We start from the raw sequence: 16,286 nt of genomic DNA, 5'->3' as shown, positions 1-16,286 counted from the left end.
GCCTCCTTGGCGCAACTGGTTAGACAATAAGACATGCGCCTTGTATATTCCCAGACTTCGTTTGCATAAACCAGTCGAAAACGCCGAGCGCTCTCGCATCATCGGCTAACGGCGGAGAAACGCCACTTTATTAAGATAAAGCAGGTAGACGGACCGCGCCGAAGGGACGTTGGGCCCTTCAACCAACCTCAACGCTTGATCAACGCTTATGCATACACCGTTGGTATGTTTAATGAGATGTACTTTGAACGAGGGGCCTTTCCAACAAAAAAGGGCGCTCCTTTGGAACGCCCTCGTGGACACAAGGTTTTGTTACGCCCTACAGCGCGCCGGAACCGGCTTGCATCATGCCGCCGGGGCCCGAGCTTACGCCACTGCTCACAGGCGCGGCGTTTCCGGTGTGCGGCGCTTCCGGAGCGGTATCGCCCCCAAGCGCACCTGCCGGACGCGGCGCTGGGATCTCGCCCGTACCGTGGCTAAAGACGAACTTGCCGTCGGCCACGTCGCATAGGACGGTATCGCCACTACCCCACTCGCCGGCCAGCAGCTCCTCGGACAGCGGATCCTCGATGAGCTTTTGGATGGCGCGGCGCAGCGGACGTGCGCCGTTGGTGAGGTCGGTACCCTCGGCTACGATCTTGTCGTAGGCCGCATCGGTGAGTTTGATGTTCATGCCGTTGGCAATCAGGCGCTGGCGCAGGTCGTCCACCAGCAGGTGAGCGATCTTGATCAAGTTCTCGCCCGAAAGCTTCTGAAACACCACGATGTCATCGATACGGTTGAGCAGCTCGGGGCGGAACAGGCGCTTGAGTTCGCCCATCGCACGGCCCTTAATCTCGCTCGAGGTAAGACCCTGCTCACCGGTGGTGCCAAAGCCAACGCTCGCATCCTGCGCAATCTCGCGGGCGCCCACGTTGGACGTCATGATGATCACGGTGTTGCGGAAATCGACCGTCTTGCCCTGGCTATCGGTCAGGCGACCCTCCTCAAGCACCTGCAGCAAGATGTTGAAGATATCGGGGTGCGCCTTCTCGATCTCGTCGAACAGCACGACCGAGTACGGGTGACGGCGAACGGCCTTGGTGAGCTGACCGCCCTCGTCGTGGCCCACGTAGCCCGGGGGGCTACCGATGAGCTTGGAGACCTCGAACTCGCTGCCAAACTCAGACATGTCGAAGCTGATAAGCGCGTCCTTGCTGCCAAAGAGGTACTCGGCGAGCGTCTTGGCGAGCTCGGTCTTGCCTGTGCCGGTAGGACCCAAGAAGATAAAGCTGCCGCCGGGACGACGCGGGTCCTTGAGCGGCGAGCGGCTGCGGCGCACTGCCTTGGCCACGGCCTCGACAGCTTCATCCTGGCCGATAATGCGGGTCTTGAGCACGCTTTCGGTCTGCAACAGACGACGGCTTTCGCTCTCGGTGAGCGAAGACACCGGCACGCCCGAGGTCACGGACACGATGTCGGCAACCTGGGCGACATCGATGGTGAGCGGGCTGGCGTCGAGCTCGGCCGTCCAAGCTGCCTTGGCCTCGGCGAGCTCAATCTCGGCAGCCTTCTGCTGCTCGGTAATCTCGGCGGCCTTGTTCATGTCGTCGCCCTCGGTGGCCTCCTGCGCGGCAGCCTTGAGCTCCTCCACGCGATGCTCGGCCTCGCGCACCGGCTCAGGCGCACGGTTGGCGGCAATGCGGGCGCGGGCGCCGGCCTCGTCGATGAGGTCGATGGCCTTATCGGGCAGGAAGCGATCCTGGATGTAGCGGTTGGAGAGGTTCGCGGCGGCCTCGATGGCACCCTGCGTATAGCGCACGTGGTGGTGCTCCTCGTAGCGCGGCTTGAGCGCGGTCAGGATCTTGACCGTGTCCTCGACGCTTGGCTCCTCAACATCGATGGTCTGGAAGCGGCGCTCGAAGGCCGGGTCCTTGGTGAGGTACTTGCGGAACTCCTCGGCCGTGGTGGCACCGATAATCTGGAAAGCGCCGCGCGCGAGCACGGGCTTGAGCATGGAGCTTGCATCGATGGATCCCTCGGCAGAACCGGCACCGATGATGGTGTGCATCTCGTCGATAAACAGGATGACGTCGTCGGCTTCGGTTGCCTCCTGGATTACGTTCTTGAGACGCTCCTCAAACTCACCGCGATATTTGGCGCCCGCGACAAGACCCGGCAGGTCGAGCGTCCAGATGTTCTGGTTCATAAGGTTCTCGGGCACGTTGCCGGCAGCGATCTGCTGCGCCAGGCCCTCGACGATGGCCGTCTTGCCCACGCCGGGGTCACCCAAGATAAGCGGGTTGTTCTTGGTGCGGCGCGAAAGGATCTCCATCATGCGCTGGACTTCCTTTTCGCGACCGATCACCGGGTCGAGCTCGCCGTCGCGCGCCTTCTGCGTAAGGTTGGTGGCGAACTGCTTGAGCGTGTCGGTGCCGCTCCCCTTTTGCTGCGAGGCGTCCGAGCCGCTAAAGAACGGCAGGCCTGTACCGGGACGCCCGGCACCGGCACCGGCGAGCGGGCGCTTCTTGTCTTGATCCTTGGCGGTAAGCTTCTCGATGGCTTTTTTAATGGAAGCGGACGAAACACCCAGGCGCATGAGAATGTCCATGGCCATGCCGTTGCCCTCTTCGACGATACCGATGAGCAGGTGCTCGGTCGACACATAGGTCTGGTTGTTCTCGCGCGCCACGCGGAAGGAACGCTCCATCACGCTGATGACGAGCGGCGTAAAGGCGAGCTTAGCGGCCTCGGTCTCCTCGCTGGGCTCGGGAACGGTGGTCTGGACCTCCTTGAGCGTGTCCATGATGTCATCGTAGGAGATATCGAGTGAGCGCAGTGCCTCGGCGGCAATGCCTTCGTCCTCCTTGGCGAGCGCGAGCAGCAGATGCTCGGTACCCACCTTATTTGAGTGAAGATCGAGCGCCTCCTGCTTGGCCATGGACATGACCTTGCGCGCGCGATCGGTAAAACGGTCCAACATGCTAGTTCCTCTTAGACGAGCTAGTTTTTCAAACGCAAAGCGCCACTCGTGGCGGCGCTTTGGTCTCTTTACCCATATGGAGTATATGTTAACCGCTGTGGCCTTTTCCGCGTGCAGCCATACGACAACGTCTACAAAAAAGGAATCGCGGGGGCGGCGGGCGCTCTAGGTTAGAGGCTCTTGCCTAGCAGGCGGGCTCGGCGTCCATGCTCTCGGCAACGTCATCGTCGACATCGGCAACGGAAGCGCCCGGCATGCGCACGAGCTCCATATGCTGCTCTTCAAAGACGGTTCCCATGGGGAAGGCATGGCGGAAGATAAAGCGAGCAACCGGACCAGCCACCAGCAGGTTCCAGGGCAGGGCCATGATAAAGTTGCGCGGAATGTTGACGAGCCACATCATCGGCAGCACCCGCAGATTGGCAAGCGGACCGCCGGGCATATGGAGCAGGCCTTCGCACGCGCCGTAGAGCGACATGGTGATAACCATGGGAACGACCATGCAGGAGCTGACGGCGAGCGTCATGGCAAGCGGTGAGCTCTTACCCGGCGTGACCAGGAATTTAAAAGCGAAACCCTTGGCAAGGGGACTGGCAACAAACCAGTCGCAGCACATGGTAAAAATATAGGCAACGGGGAAGCCGAGCCACGCGGCGGCAATGACCTCGCCGTTGATGGCCCCATGCTGCAGGGCAACGTTGTAGATGCTCATCCAGAGCACCATGCAAAAGCACATGATACAGGTGAACAGCAAGCTCTCTCGTTTATTGATAGGCATAAAGGGCATGGTCCTTTCTGTGTTGCGTCGCGGCGCCGCCAACAAAAACGGGCGGGCGAGATGGAGCTACTGGGGCTTCATCTCGCCCGCCCGTGGTACGTGCGTCTGCGACTACTTATGTGGTGGAACTACCCTAACACGAACGGCGCGCGCTTCGTAAGCGTTGAGTTTATGAAGATGCAGGGCACCGATAATCCCCCGACCCCATAAGTTGCAGTGGAATACGGACTGTTTTGACCCTTTAAGCAGCAATTCAGTCCCTATTTCACCGCAACTCATTTGGTGCAAAGTAACCTGTCCCCCTTGTACCAATTAGCTGGTGTAGCGCCAGCGAGGGTCGGTGAGCGTACGCGCCACACCCAGCCCAACGGGCAGAAACGCTACGATGAGCACTGCGCGCACAAACCAGCCGAGCATATTGACTGTGTCGAAGGTGCACATGTAATACATAGAGCGATAGAGATACAGGCCGGGCACCATAATGACAATCGAAGGCACCGTGAGGGCGATGCGCGGGTAGGTGAGCTTGACTTCGGCCAAGCTTGCCAGCAGACCCGATACCAGCGCGCCGATAAACGCTGCTGCCTCGGGAGGCATTCCCGTGCTGAGGCCCAGGAAGGGAATCATCGTCGGCGCATCGACAAGGGTCAGACGCAGGGTATTGGACACGGCGCCGATCAACCCAGCTGCCGCGGCCATCTTTACCGGGCTGTTGAACATCACCGAGAAGCCGAATACGCCAACGAAGCTCATCACCACGCGCAGGAGCGTAAGGGCAAGCGGCGAAAGGCCCAATGGGGCAAAGTCGTCCGGCGCCAGTCCCACACACTCGGCAACCATCCAACCTACGAGGGTCGCCATCACAATAATCGACACAGCATACGAAAGACGCTCGATACCGCTTCGCATGTCGAGCTTAGCGATGTCGAGACCTGCCGTAATGAGCGGAAAGCCAGGAATCACAAAGAGCATGGCGCCGATATAGCCTTCTTGGTGCGACATTGCACCCGGAACAACCTGGGCGAGGCCGAGCAATGCCAGCAAATATGAGATACAGGCCAGTGCGACACCGAGCGTCAAAGCGCTGAACTGACCAAGGCCTTGCTTGAGAATATGGGAGCGGGCAAAGTTGCCGACACCCGCGCCCACGAACGCGCATGCCATCTCAATGGGACCGCCACCAAGTAAAAAGACAAAGGCGCCACAGGCGCAGGCTGCCGCAAGGCCCTGTTGCCAGGGCGCGTAATCAGGTTTTGAACTCTCAACGGTCTTGAGCATCTCGTGATACTCGTGCACCGTGAAGCGACGACCATAGGTCTCGATTTCCTTGAGGAAACTCTCCATCATCCAAATGCGATGGGTGTTGACGCCGGTTGTCGGCAGACTGACGACCTCGTTAAAGCAGTGGCCATCTTCGATGCAAGTACACTCAAACGACAGGAGACTTAAGTCAACATGGATGGTGACACCGAGTACGGCGGCGACGCGATTCATGGTATCGCGTACGCGCCAGGCACCCGTTCCACTCGCGAGCATAAGCATACCGGTGCGGCAGACGATGGATGATTTGTCGGTAAGCGGTGCATCGACGGCAAGCTCATCGCCTGCCGTCACGATCTGGTGCCAGTCAGTTTTCATATGGAGCGCGCCGGCACGAACGCCGTGGTGCATGGGGGCTCTCGAAAGCAGCGAGTTAAGGCGCGAAGACTGTGGGGACTCCGTTGATTCGCCCTCAACCTCATCAGTCTCTTCATCGACCAGATCAAAGGAATCAAGCGGCGCTGGCTCGCGACGGTCGATCAGCTCCTCGTCCTCATCATCAAAGTAATTGAACTGATCGAGCATGTCCTCTTCGATTGCGCGCTCGCTCGCATCGTCCATATAGGCGCTCCCTTCCTGCCGACTAACCCCCATCCTAGACAGCGACGGCTAAAGGAAACATAAAAGAGACGGCTGTCATGCGAGCCATGCGTGCAATAGCCATTGGGTAGTCGTTTAAGAACGTCCCCAACGACTACTCCGGCAACGCCGATGTTTTGGCAACGACAGCGAGCGACGTCCAGGGCGAACAAGTTGGCATGAAAAAGGCAAGGCATAGACCTTCTGGTCATGCCTTGCCTTTTGAATGACAAATTGTCGCCCTGGGCGGCGCGCAGCGTCGGCTGGTCCGCCGTTCGGTAGAACGGCGGAACCAATTAGTACATCTTTGCGCCGGCGGGAATGGAGGCGTCGAGCTGGATCAGGTTGAGGCGCTCCTCGCCCTCCTCCTCGTGGATGGCACTGATGAGCATGCCGCAGCTGGGGATGCCCATCATCTTGCGCGGAGGCAGGTTGGTGATGGCAAGCAGGGTCTTGCCGACCAGGTCCTCGGGCTCATAGTATTCGTGGATGCCGGAGAGGATGGTGCGGTCGGCACCGGTACCGTCGTCGAGCGTAAAGTTCAGCAGCTTCTTGGACTTCTTGACGGCCTCGCATGCCTTGACCTTCACAGCGCGGAAATCGCTCTTGGAGAAGGTATCGAAATCGACGAACTCCTCAAACAGCGGCTCAACGGCGATCTTGGAGTAATCGAGCGTGGGCTTGAGCGACTTAACGAACGGGCTCGCGGCGTTGTCGGCCTCGGCAGCCTTGGCGGCAGCGGCACCGGACTGGAAACCCTTCTCGGGCTTCATGTGCGGGAACAGCAGGACATCGCGGATGGAAGCCTGGTTGGTGAGCAGCATGACCACACGGTCGATACCGATGCCAATGCCGCCCGCGGGAGGCATACCGTACTCGAGGGCGCGCACGTAGTCCTCGTCATACTCCATGGCCTCATCGTCGCCGCCGGCCTTCTCGGCCATCTGGGCGGCAAAGCGCTCAGCCTGGTCGACCGGGTCGTTGAGCTCGGAGAATGCGTTGGCGTACTCGTGGCCGGCGATGACCAGCTCAAAGCGGTGGGTCAGACGCGGGTCGTCCTCAAAACGCTTGGCGAGCGGGCTGACCTCGATGGGGTAATCGCACACGAAGGTCGGGTTGACGATGGTGTCTTCGCCCAGCTCATCGTAAATCTCGGCGATGATCTTGCCGGCAGTCCACTCGGGCTTGATCTCCAGGCCCTTCTCGCGCGCGGCGGCAGCAAGCTCCTCGACAGGCGTGTCGATGGTGACCTTCTTGCCGAGCACGTCAGAGACAATATCAGTCATGGGGCGGCTTGCCCACTCACCGGAAAGATCGATGGTCTGGCCCTGGTACTCGATGACCTCGGGGTTGCCGATGGCCTTGTTGGCAGCCTTGATGACGCCCTGGGCGAGCGCCTTCATACCCTCGAGATCGGAGAAGGCACGGTAGGCCTCCATCGTGGTGAACTCGGGGTTGTGGGTGAGGTCCATGCCCTCGTTACGGAAGATACGGCCGATCTCGAAGACGCGCTCAAAGCCACCGACGATGCAGCGCTTGAGGTGCAGCTCGGTAGCAATGCGCAGGTAGCACTCCTGATCGAGAGCGTTAAAGTGCGTGATGAACGGCTTAGCCGTAGCGCCACCCTGAATGGTCTGCAGGATGGGGGTCTCGACCTCCATGTAGCCGTCGGACTCCATAAAGCGACGGAAGGTGGAGAGGATCTGCGAGCGCTTGCGGAAGGTCTCGCGGACATCGTCGTTGGCGATCAGGTCGACATAGCGCTGACGATAGCGGGTCTCCTTGTCGGAGAGACCGTGGAACTTCTCGGGCAGCGGGCGAACGGCCTTGGAGAGCAGGGTCGCGCTCTTAGGGGCGACGGAGAGCTGGCCGCGCTGAGTACGCACAACCACACCGGTCACACCCAGGATATCGCCAAGGTCGAGGGCCTTGAGCGTATTCCAGGCTGCCTCATCCATGTCGTTGATGCGGCAGAACAGCTGAATCTCGGCCGTTGCGTCGCGCACGACGATGAACATGATCTTGCCCTGACCACGCTTGGCGACCACGCGGCCGCCGATCTTCACGACGTCCTCGGTGTCTTCGCCATCGGCAAGATCGGCATACTTAGCCTCGATGTCGGCAACGTAGCCCTCGATCTCGGAGTGCTCGGGATAGGGGTTCTGGCCCGCCTCGAACAGGGCGGCGCGCTTGGCCAGGCGCGTGGCGCGCTCGTCGTTGAGCGTCGATGCCTGCTCGGCGGCGTTTTGGTTCTCTGCCATAAGTTAGCTCCTCAAACTAAAACGCTCCCCAGGATTCGGTCCCAGGGAGCGAAAACATACCTTTACGCGGGACCGTGGTCTAGCGTGCGATCTTGGCGATGGTGTAGACGCGAGTCTTGCCGGAAGGCGTAACGACCTCGACGGAGTCGCCCTCGCCGTGGCCGATGATGGCGTGGCCGACCGGGGACTCGTTGGAGATCTTGTGCTCGAGCGAGTTGGTCTCGGTGGTACCGACGAGCGTGACTTCCATGACCTCACCGTTGGGATCAATCAGCGAAACGGTGGAACCGATAGAGACGGTCAGATCGCCCGTGGTGGCAGCAACCTGAGCGTTGGCGAGAATAGCCTGGATCTCGGCAATGCGAGCAGCATTCTGAGCCTGCTTGTCCTTGGCGGCATCGTACTCGGAGTTCTCCGAAAGGTCGCCAAACGCGCGGGCTTCCTTGATGTCCTCGACGATCTCCTTGGCGTAATCGCCCTCACGCCAAGCGAGCTCCTCGACGAGCTTCTGGCGGCCCTCAGCGGTCAGTACGATCTGGCTTGCGTCCATACGGATATCTCCCCAACTATGATGTAACAATCAACTGTCAACATAACGAAAAAGACCGGCTAGCCTGCGGGCAAGCCGGTCAGGTGCTCACCCCAAAGGGATGGGACTACTCTGCGTCCGCGTCGCCGTCCTCTGCCTTCTTTTTCTTGGCGGCGGCGAGCTGGGCCTCGAGCTCTGCGATCTTCTTGTCCTCCTCGGACTCCTCGACCACAACGTCCTCGGCCTGCTTGGTCTCGTCCTTATCGTCGCCCTCCATACCCTCGCGGATATTCTTGACGGTAGAGCCGAGGGACTTGCCGAGCTTCGGCAGGTTCTTGGGCCCGAAGATAATCAGGACAACGACGAGAATGATGATGAGCTCAGGAGCCCTCAGTCCAAACATGTAGACCTCCACAAAACAGCGAGACAAGCTCGAATGAGTATACCGCGGGTATCGCGGTATCACAACAATAGCTAAAAAAAGGGACCGCAAGAAGCGGTCCCTTCTCATGCTCTGGTCGGGTTGACTGGATTTGAACCAGCGACCCCTGCGTCCCGAACGCAGTGCTCTACCAAACTGAGCCACAACCCGTTAGCTCGACTATAGTAACAAAGTTTTTCGCCGCGTGCTAGAGAAATTTTTATTTCTTTGGCGCGTCGATTTGTACCGTGTTGGGAATAAGCTCAGTCGCGCAGGACCACCAGCCATTTTGCTGGGCAGCCCCGGCAAGCCTTTCGGCCGTGGCGGCGGTGTCGCAAATGGCAAACGAGCAGGCACCCGACCCGCACACGTCCACGGCAACGGTTCCCTCCTGTGCGCGCAGCCAGTCGAGAACCGCCTGGATCTGCGGCTCCATCAAAGCAGAAATGACGCCCAAGTTGTTATGGATGAGCGAATACGCCATCTTCGCATCACTCACGCTAAGAGCCGATGCAATGGCACCGGGCGCAGTCGCGGACACCGGGGCCTCGTCAAAACGTCGATAGGCCTCAATTGTCGAAACGCTCGCCTCCCGCGGCTTGACCAGCACAACGGGCGTCACAGGAAGCGCGGGGTACTCAGTTGCCAGAACGTCTCCCCCACCCACGTAGAATGCGGGGCTCGCATGCAAAAAGAACGGCACGTCGGCGCCGATGCCACGCGCAATCTCGTCCAGCGCAGGATCAGTGCGGTCGATGCCCCACAGCTCAGCCAGGGCAACGATAACCGCCGCGGCATCCGTCGAGGGGCCGCCCAGGCCGGCGCACAGCGGAATGCGCTTCTCAATCGTCACGCACACGTTTGCCTCGCGCCCGAAATGATCGGCCATGGCGACGGCGGCGCGGTAGGCAGTATTCTTTTGCATGGGAAAATCTGATGCCGGAACCGTCTGGACGGTCAACGCCTGCGCCGGCGTGACCGTCACGGTATCGGCTAGGCCGACAGCTGCCATCAGGGAATCGACTTTGTGGTAGCCGCGGGCATCGCGCTCGGTATGAACCCCCAGGTAGAGGTTAATCTTTGCCGGCGCAGTAAGGATGAGGGACCGATCGGTCACCGTTAATGCTCCTCGAGCTGGTTGCCGAGCGGAGTAAAGATGTGCTCGCCGCTCTCGGGGTCGAACAGTTCAACCTGACCGGTAAGGACGTCGATGTACTGGTAGGACTGACGCGACTTGCGGCCGCGGCGCTCGTCAACCTCGACGATAAAGACAGCCGGGTGGACGCTCTTGATGGTACCCATGCGCTCGACAACGCGGGTACGGCCCATGTTGGCCTTCACCTTGACGCGATCGCCCACCATATCGGTCAGCTTCTCGTGGATGTCGTCGACGTAATTGACTTCCATCTCTTCCATGAACAGGGCCTCCAGAAGGTGCAATTCAAAAAGGGGATAATACCCCTAAGATAGACAAAACTCTAATACTATAGCACCCTGTTACAACCCCACGCAAGTAGCTAATTAGACTACTTACAGATTGTCGGTATCGAGGACAATGGTGAACGGGCCGTCGTTGACCAGGTCGACTTTCATGTCGGCGCCAAAGATGCCGTGCGCCACGTGGTCGACGTCCTGGGCGACGAGCGTCAGAAAGTACTCGTAAAGCTCGTTGGCAACATCGGGCGCGCCAGCATCCGTAAACGACGGACGACGGCCGTGGCGGCAATCGGCAAACAGCGTAAACTGCGACACCACGAGCACCTCGCCGTCGACATCGGCAAGCGCCAAGTTAGTCTTGCCGTTCTCGTCCTCGTTGATACGCAGCCCGCGGAGCTTGCCCCATAGTTTATCGGCCTCGGCACGCGTATCGCCATGGCCCACGCCCAGCAATACCAGATAGCCGCGCCCAATGCGGCCCACGCACTCGCCGTCGACCGTCACACCGGCGTTGAGCACGCGCTGCACCACCGCACGCACGGCCTACTCCTCGCCCGTGAGTTTGGCGGACAGGTGCTCGAGTGCATGGAAACGATGGCTGATGGCGTTCTTCTCGTCCGCTGTGAGCTCGGCCATAGTTTTGCCCGGCGTATCGACCGGCAGGAACAGCGGGTCGTAGCCAAAGCCGTGGTCGCCGCGGCCCTCGTGTGCGATAACGCCCTCGCAGGCGCCCTCGCCATAGGTGACCAGGCCGTCTTGGTCGATGAGCGCAACGACACTCATAAAGCGTGCGGTGCGATCCTCGTCTGCCACGCCTTCCAGATTAACGAGAAGTTTGGCATTGTTGGCGGCATCATCGCCGTGTACGCCCGCATAACGCGCGCTATACACACCCGGCTCGCCGTCCAGCGCGTCGACGACCAAGCCGGAATCGTCGGCGATGGCCATAAGGCCCGTCTCCTCGACTGCAGCCTGCGCCTTGATGATGGCGTTCTCCAAAAACGTCGTGCCGTTTTCCTCGGGGTCCTCAAAATCGCCCAGCTGGCCGAGCGCCACAAAGCGCACCTCGGGCATGACCTTGCCCAAAATGGCCTCGATCTCGGTGAGCTTATGGGCGTTACCCGTGGCCACAACAATGGTCGCCGCCGGGTCGAGGGTGTCGATGTCAATCTTCTCAAGTGCCATAGCTGGCCTCCTTGTCTCTTATAGCAATGCCGTGTAGAGGACGACGAGGGCCTCGGCCTCTCCCCTCTCAATCAACGGCAGTCTTATACTTCGGCGTTTTCGCAGATTAAACCTGCCAAAATCAACATCCCCTTTTGGCAGGTTAGGCGAGGGCTTGACGCTGAAGCTCGATGAGCTCGGCGATGCCCTTGTCGCCCAGATCGAGCAGGGCGTTGAGGCGCTTGCGGTCGAAGGGCGCCTGCTCGCCGGTACCCTGGAGCTCGATCATCTCGCCGGAGTCGGTGGCAACGAGGTTCATGTCGACCTCGGCGTGGCTGTCCTCGGAATAATCCAAGTCGAGCAGGGTGTTGCCGTCGACGACGCCCATGGAGATAGCGGCAACCTGACCGGTAAGCGGAATGCGCTCGAGCTTGCCCGCCTCGGCCCACATGGCAAGGGCGTCGTGCAACGCCACCCAGGCGCCGGTGATGCTCGCCGTACGCGTGCCGCCATCGGCCTGGATCACATCGCAGTCAACGGTAACGGTGTACTCACCGAGCGCCTTCATATTGACGACGGTGCGCAGGCTGCGGCCGATCAAGCGCTCGATCTCCATGGAACGGCCCTTGCGGTTGGCATGTTCGCGCTTGCAGCGCTTGCCGGTCGACGCCGGCAGCATCGCATATTCCGCCGTTACCCAACCGGCCTTGGCGCCCTTGCGCCAGCCCGGAACGCCCTCCTCGATGGTGGCGGCGCACAGCACGCGCGTGTCGCCAAACTCTGCCAGGCACGAGCCGTGGGCGTGCTTCATGACGCCGCGGGTGAGCTTAACGGGACGCAGCTCGTTTGCGGCGCGGCCGTTGGCGCGGTTGACTTGCATGTATTCCATGGAACTATCCTTTCGGCAAAAGATGTGGCGAGGACTCCGGCGACATTGCGTGCCTAACCGAGTTCGTCGATATCGACATGCTCGATGCTTTTGAGCGGCTGGCCAAAGATAAAGCTGCCCGCCACCGCAAACTCGGCAATGTTGTCGGACGTGGTGGCAAAGCGATGCTGCGGCTCGGCGGTGTTGCCCGCCAGCTGCTCACGGCGCGTGAGGATATCGGTCAGCTCGCGGGTGGTCTCCTCGGCGGAGCTCACCACGCGCACCCCGGGCCCCAACGCATGACGGATGGGGCCCACCAGCAGCGGAAAGTGCGTACAGCCGAGCACCACGGTATCGATGCCACGATCGTGCAGTGGCTCGACTGTGGCGTTGACCAGCGCGCGAACGGCTGGCGTATCAAAAATATCCTCGTTCTCGAGCCACTGCTCCTGCAGATGCGCGCCCGAGGCGAGCTCGTGCTCGACAACCTCGACAAAGCTCGAGGCAGGGCAGCCATACACGTCCACGCCGGCATCCAAGTCCTGGATGGCGCGCGTGTAGGCGCCCGAGCGGATGGTGAGGTTGGTGGCGAGCACGCCCACACGGCGCGTGCGGGTGCTGTTGATGGCGGCACGCGCGCCCGGCGCGATTACGCCAATCACGGGGACATCGAGCACCTGCTGAGCCAGGCGAAGCGCCGCTGCCGTCGCCGTATTGCAGGCGATGACCATGATCTTGACGTCGTGTCTCGAAAGCCAGCGCCCCGCCTGTAGCGCAAACGAGCGCACCTCGTCCTCGGTGCGGGTGCCGTAAGGGCAGCGCTTGGTATCGCCAAAGTAGTAGACGGACTCGTGCGGAAGCGCCGTCGCAATCGCGCGCGCAACCGTCAAGCCGCCCAGACCCGAGTCGAACACGCCGATGGGGCGCGTATCACCGGCCAGATTCTCGATATCGGACATTACCTCACCAGATTCTCTCTCGAAAAGATATGGCCAAGCGTAACGGCACTGCGCTATGAACGGGCCGCGACGAGCAGCTCCGCCGTCGCCGCCCAGCCGTCAACGATCCTGCCACGCGTGACAAAGGCGTTATCGCAGGACGCAAGAAACTCGGACGCGCCGGCGCTGGTCAGACCGTTCTCGACCAGGCAGAACGTGCCCACGTGGTCGGCCATGTAGAAATCAGACTCGGAATCGCCGAGTGCCAGCGTCTCGTCGCGCTCGATGCCCAGACGCTCGCAGAAACGCGCGACCGCCACGCCCTTGTCGAGACCCGACGGATTGATGTTAAAGGCACGACCGTCCTCGACGCGATCGAGCTCGAGGGTCGTCGGCTTGGACAGATGAGTCAAGTGGCCGTTGCAGGCCCAGACCAGACCGCAGCCGGCCTCGTCGAGGATGGCCTGCGCCTCGTCATCGGGAATATCGCCGCGCATGCCGACGGTGACCTCGCGGTACTTATAGCCAGTCGACATGTCGTTGTGGTACTCGATCTTGTGCGGCCAGCGAGCGAGAATCTTCTCGCACACGCCGGTCTGCTCAATCACCTGGTGCGGCGTAAGGCCGCAGGCGGGGTCGTAAGGCATGTCGCCGGTCAGATACTCCCAGTCGTTGGCCTTGAGGTCGTACATGACCAGGCCACCCATCTCGCCAATGTAGGAGTTGAGGCCGAGCACGCGGGCATCTTCGTGGATCATGGTGCGGTTGCGACCCGAGGTGGGAATTACCTGGATGCCAGCGCGGGCAAGCGCCACGACGGCCTCGACGAGCTTGGTCGAGGGATTGCCGTCGTTGTCGCGCAGCACGCACGAGCCGGGCGCGAGCATCGTGGCGTCCAGATCGGTAAAGACGTACTTGACCTTGGCAAGGCGCTCGCGCATCTCGCCCGAAAGCTCGGCAACGGTCGGCAGGGTGTTGTGGGACATGGTCACTCCATTTATTACGTAGAAAAGACTTAATCTTGGTACCGCGTTTTCCCTAAGGTGAACACGCTTGGGAGGCACCGCATCATCGGGCGTCGAGGATCCGTAGACGCCATCCTAAAGGCAGCAGCGCTTAGGCGTCGTACGCCGCAAGGATGCGCTTGAGAACCGAGCCATCACGCTCGCAGGGCTCGGGTCCGTTCTTGCGCAGCATGCACTCCTCCTCGCCCTTGCCGGTCACGATAACCACAGCGGGGCGGTCGGTCTCGCGCACGGCCGTCTCGATAGCGGCGGCGCGGTCGCACACGATCTGCCAGCTATCGTTTCCCTGCGCCTGGACATTGCGCGCGATCTCGGCGCAGATGTCCTCGACGTCCTCGGGGCCCGGGTCATCCTCGGTAATCACGATGCGATCGGCGTACTTGCCGGCAGCGATACCCATCGTAGTACGGCGATCGACACCCTTGCCTCCCGTTGCACCAAAGACAACCGCCAGCTCGCGCTCGGGATAGTTCTCGCGCAGGTCGCGCAAAAGCGTCTCGAGGCTCATGCCGTTGTGCGCATAGTCAACGACGCCCAAAATCTTGCCCGATGCAGACGGATAGAGCTCCATGCGACCGGGAACAAAGACGCCCTCAAAGCCATGGACGATGCCCTCTTCGGAAATGCCGAGGGCCTCGGCGCAGGCAATAGCGGCAAGCGCATTGGACACGTTGAACTTGACGGGCGTGGGGATCACGATGTCACGCGTAAAGCGCGGCGTGCGGACCGTGGCGATCACGCCGCAATCGCCGTTGCGAATGGCCAACGCACGCACGTCGGCGCGTCCATCGGTCAGCGAGAACGTCACCGTGCGCTCGCAGCGGGACGCCGCCTCGAGCACGCGGTCGACGTGGTCCATATCGAGGTTGACCACGGCAAAGCGGCTCTGCGAAAAAATCTTGAGCTTGCTGGCAAAGTAATCCTCGAGCGTGGGGTGCTCGATCGGCGAGATATGGTCCTCACCGATATTGGTAAAGGCGCCCACTTCAAAGTCAATCTTGCCCGTACGCTCGTATTTGAGGCCCTGGCTCGACGCCTCCATGACCAGCCACGGAGCGCCCGCCTCGGCGGCATGTGCGATACGCGACTGCAAAAGGAAGGACTCGGGGGTCGTTAGCTTAGAAGGACCGGCCTCGATACCGTCATCGAACTCGATACCCGTGTTGAGGGCTGGTCGATGACGGCCCGTGAGCTTAGCCTCGTTGGCGAGAATGCCACGCAGATAAAAGCTGCAGGTCGACTTGCCCTTGGTGCCCGTAAAAGCGCAGACCTTCACCTTGCCCGAGGGATGACCGTAATAGGCGTCCGCCACCACAGCGAGCGTACGGCGGATATCGTTGACGATCACAGCGGGAATATCGACGTCGTAATCAACCTCGGACACGTACGCCACGGCGCCTTCGGCAATCGCCGAGACCAGATACTCGGGCTTGAACGCACGGCCCTTGCAGACAAACAATGTGCCCGGACGTACCTGGCGCGAGTCGTCGGTCGCAAACTCGATGCGCTGGTCGCAAAGAGTATCCGGCTTGGAAACAACAAGGGCCTCGGCCTCGAGCAGCTCCACATAGCGCATCAAAGCCAGCTTCTCCTTCGTCGTACCCGACATATAACGACCTTTCTCGCTAAACCTAACCTTAAAAGAGCAAAAACCGTCCCAGATGAATCCGGTCGCGCCCCTGTATTATCAACCATCCTAATATGCCACCTGACCTTGCGAGTGTCTCAGCACCCTAAAAACTTGCAAGGACCAGCGCACGGTTAATTCGAAATAACAAAACCCCCGCCCTACAAATGCGCGCGATGCGGGGATGACCAGTGAGTTTGTCATGCTCTACAAGGACACGTCGCTGCTTTCGAGCGTCGGCGTCATGGAACTCATGCTGTTCTCCAACTCTCTGTTAGACCAGCATTGACGTAGCCGCTCCCTGCCGTTGCCAATAGTCCCAGAAGGGCTGGGGACGATCGATCATCTGGCGCCTCGTATGCTCGTAGAAGCCGCAG

At 60.6% G+C, this 16,286-nt stretch carries 14 protein-coding genes and 1 tRNA gene; all 15 read right to left on the bottom strand.

The window, feature by feature from the left end; genetic code table 11:
• Window positions 1-319: 319 nt before the first annotated feature.
• The 15 genes from ACTNA2_RS05655 to ACTNA2_RS05585 all read right to left on the bottom strand — a co-directional run bounded on the left by ACTNA2_RS05655 (window position 320) and on the right by ACTNA2_RS05585 (window position 15,891).
• Entirely contained in the window at window positions 320-2,962 is a 2,643-nt protein-coding gene (locus ACTNA2_RS05655; RefSeq protein WP_441048844.1) for an ATP-dependent Clp protease ATP-binding subunit, read from the bottom strand.
• A gap of 184 nt (window positions 2,963-3,146) precedes the next feature.
• Window positions 3,147-3,740: a DUF2798 domain-containing protein gene (locus tag ACTNA2_RS05650; RefSeq protein ID WP_441048843.1), complete on the bottom strand. Its 594-nt coding sequence runs from the start codon at window positions 3,738-3,740 to the stop codon at window positions 3,147-3,149.
• Window positions 3,741-4,052: 312 nt separating this feature from the next.
• Entirely contained in the window at window positions 4,053-5,621 is a 1,569-nt protein-coding gene (locus tag ACTNA2_RS05645; RefSeq protein WP_441048842.1) for a threonine/serine ThrE exporter family protein, read from the bottom strand.
• Between the two features lie 314 nt (window positions 5,622-5,935).
• Window positions 5,936-7,900 (bottom strand): lysine--tRNA ligase, encoded by a 1,965-nt coding sequence (gene lysS, locus ACTNA2_RS05640; protein ID WP_441048841.1) that lies wholly within the window; start codon window positions 7,898-7,900, stop codon window positions 5,936-5,938.
• A gap of 79 nt (window positions 7,901-7,979) precedes the next feature.
• Window positions 7,980-8,450 carry a transcription elongation factor GreA gene (greA, locus tag ACTNA2_RS05635; protein ID WP_006234960.1) on the bottom strand — a complete coding sequence of 157 codons (471 nt, stop codon included), beginning with the start codon at window positions 8,448-8,450 and terminating at the stop codon, window positions 7,980-7,982.
• A gap of 106 nt (window positions 8,451-8,556) precedes the next feature.
• Window positions 8,557-8,832: a twin-arginine translocase TatA/TatE family subunit gene (gene tatA, locus ACTNA2_RS05630; RefSeq protein WP_195838497.1), complete on the bottom strand. Its 276-nt coding sequence runs from the start codon at window positions 8,830-8,832 to the stop codon at window positions 8,557-8,559.
• A gap of 112 nt (window positions 8,833-8,944) precedes the next feature.
• Window positions 8,945-9,021: transfer RNA gene (locus ACTNA2_RS05625), tRNA-Pro, on the bottom strand.
• Window positions 9,022-9,070: 49 nt separating this feature from the next.
• Window positions 9,071-9,967, bottom strand: coding sequence for a 4-(cytidine 5'-diphospho)-2-C-methyl-D-erythritol kinase (gene ispE / locus ACTNA2_RS05620; protein ID WP_441048840.1), 897 nt, complete (start codon window positions 9,965-9,967; stop codon window positions 9,071-9,073).
• 2 nt (window positions 9,968-9,969) lie between these two features.
• A complete protein-coding gene (locus ACTNA2_RS05615; RefSeq protein WP_118206416.1) occupies window positions 9,970-10,266 on the bottom strand; it encodes a Veg family protein in 297 nt (98 codons plus the stop codon).
• Between the two features lie 114 nt (window positions 10,267-10,380).
• A complete protein-coding gene (gene dtd / locus ACTNA2_RS05610) occupies window positions 10,381-10,827 on the bottom strand; it encodes a D-aminoacyl-tRNA deacylase (protein ID WP_117797049.1) in 447 nt (148 codons plus the stop codon).
• Between the two features lie 3 nt (window positions 10,828-10,830).
• Entirely contained in the window at window positions 10,831-11,472 is a 642-nt protein-coding gene (rdgB, locus tag ACTNA2_RS05605) for an RdgB/HAM1 family non-canonical purine NTP pyrophosphatase (RefSeq protein ID WP_118206636.1), read from the bottom strand.
• A gap of 142 nt (window positions 11,473-11,614) precedes the next feature.
• Entirely contained in the window at window positions 11,615-12,340 is a 726-nt protein-coding gene (rph, locus tag ACTNA2_RS05600; protein WP_441048839.1) for a ribonuclease PH, read from the bottom strand.
• Window positions 12,341-12,393: 53 nt separating this feature from the next.
• On the bottom strand, window positions 12,394-13,278 hold the full coding sequence (murI, locus tag ACTNA2_RS05595) for a glutamate racemase (RefSeq protein ID WP_117769301.1): 885 nt from the start codon (window positions 13,276-13,278) through the stop codon (window positions 12,394-12,396).
• A 53-nt stretch (window positions 13,279-13,331) separates the two neighbouring features.
• Window positions 13,332-14,243 (bottom strand): HAD family hydrolase, encoded by a 912-nt coding sequence (locus ACTNA2_RS05590; RefSeq protein ID WP_427747684.1) that lies wholly within the window; start codon window positions 14,241-14,243, stop codon window positions 13,332-13,334.
• Window positions 14,244-14,373: 130 nt separating this feature from the next.
• Window positions 14,374-15,891, bottom strand: coding sequence for a Mur ligase family protein (locus ACTNA2_RS05585; protein ID WP_441048838.1), 1,518 nt, complete (start codon window positions 15,889-15,891; stop codon window positions 14,374-14,376).
• Window positions 15,892-16,286 lie beyond the last annotated feature (395 nt).

The sequence above is a fragment of the Collinsella sp. HCP28S3_E9 genome (assembly GCF_052065455.1).
Classification (GTDB): Bacteria; Actinomycetota; Coriobacteriia; order Coriobacteriales; family Coriobacteriaceae; genus Collinsella.
The sequence above is the reverse complement of the archived record's forward strand: the minus strand, read 5'-3'. Positions and strand labels throughout refer to the sequence as shown.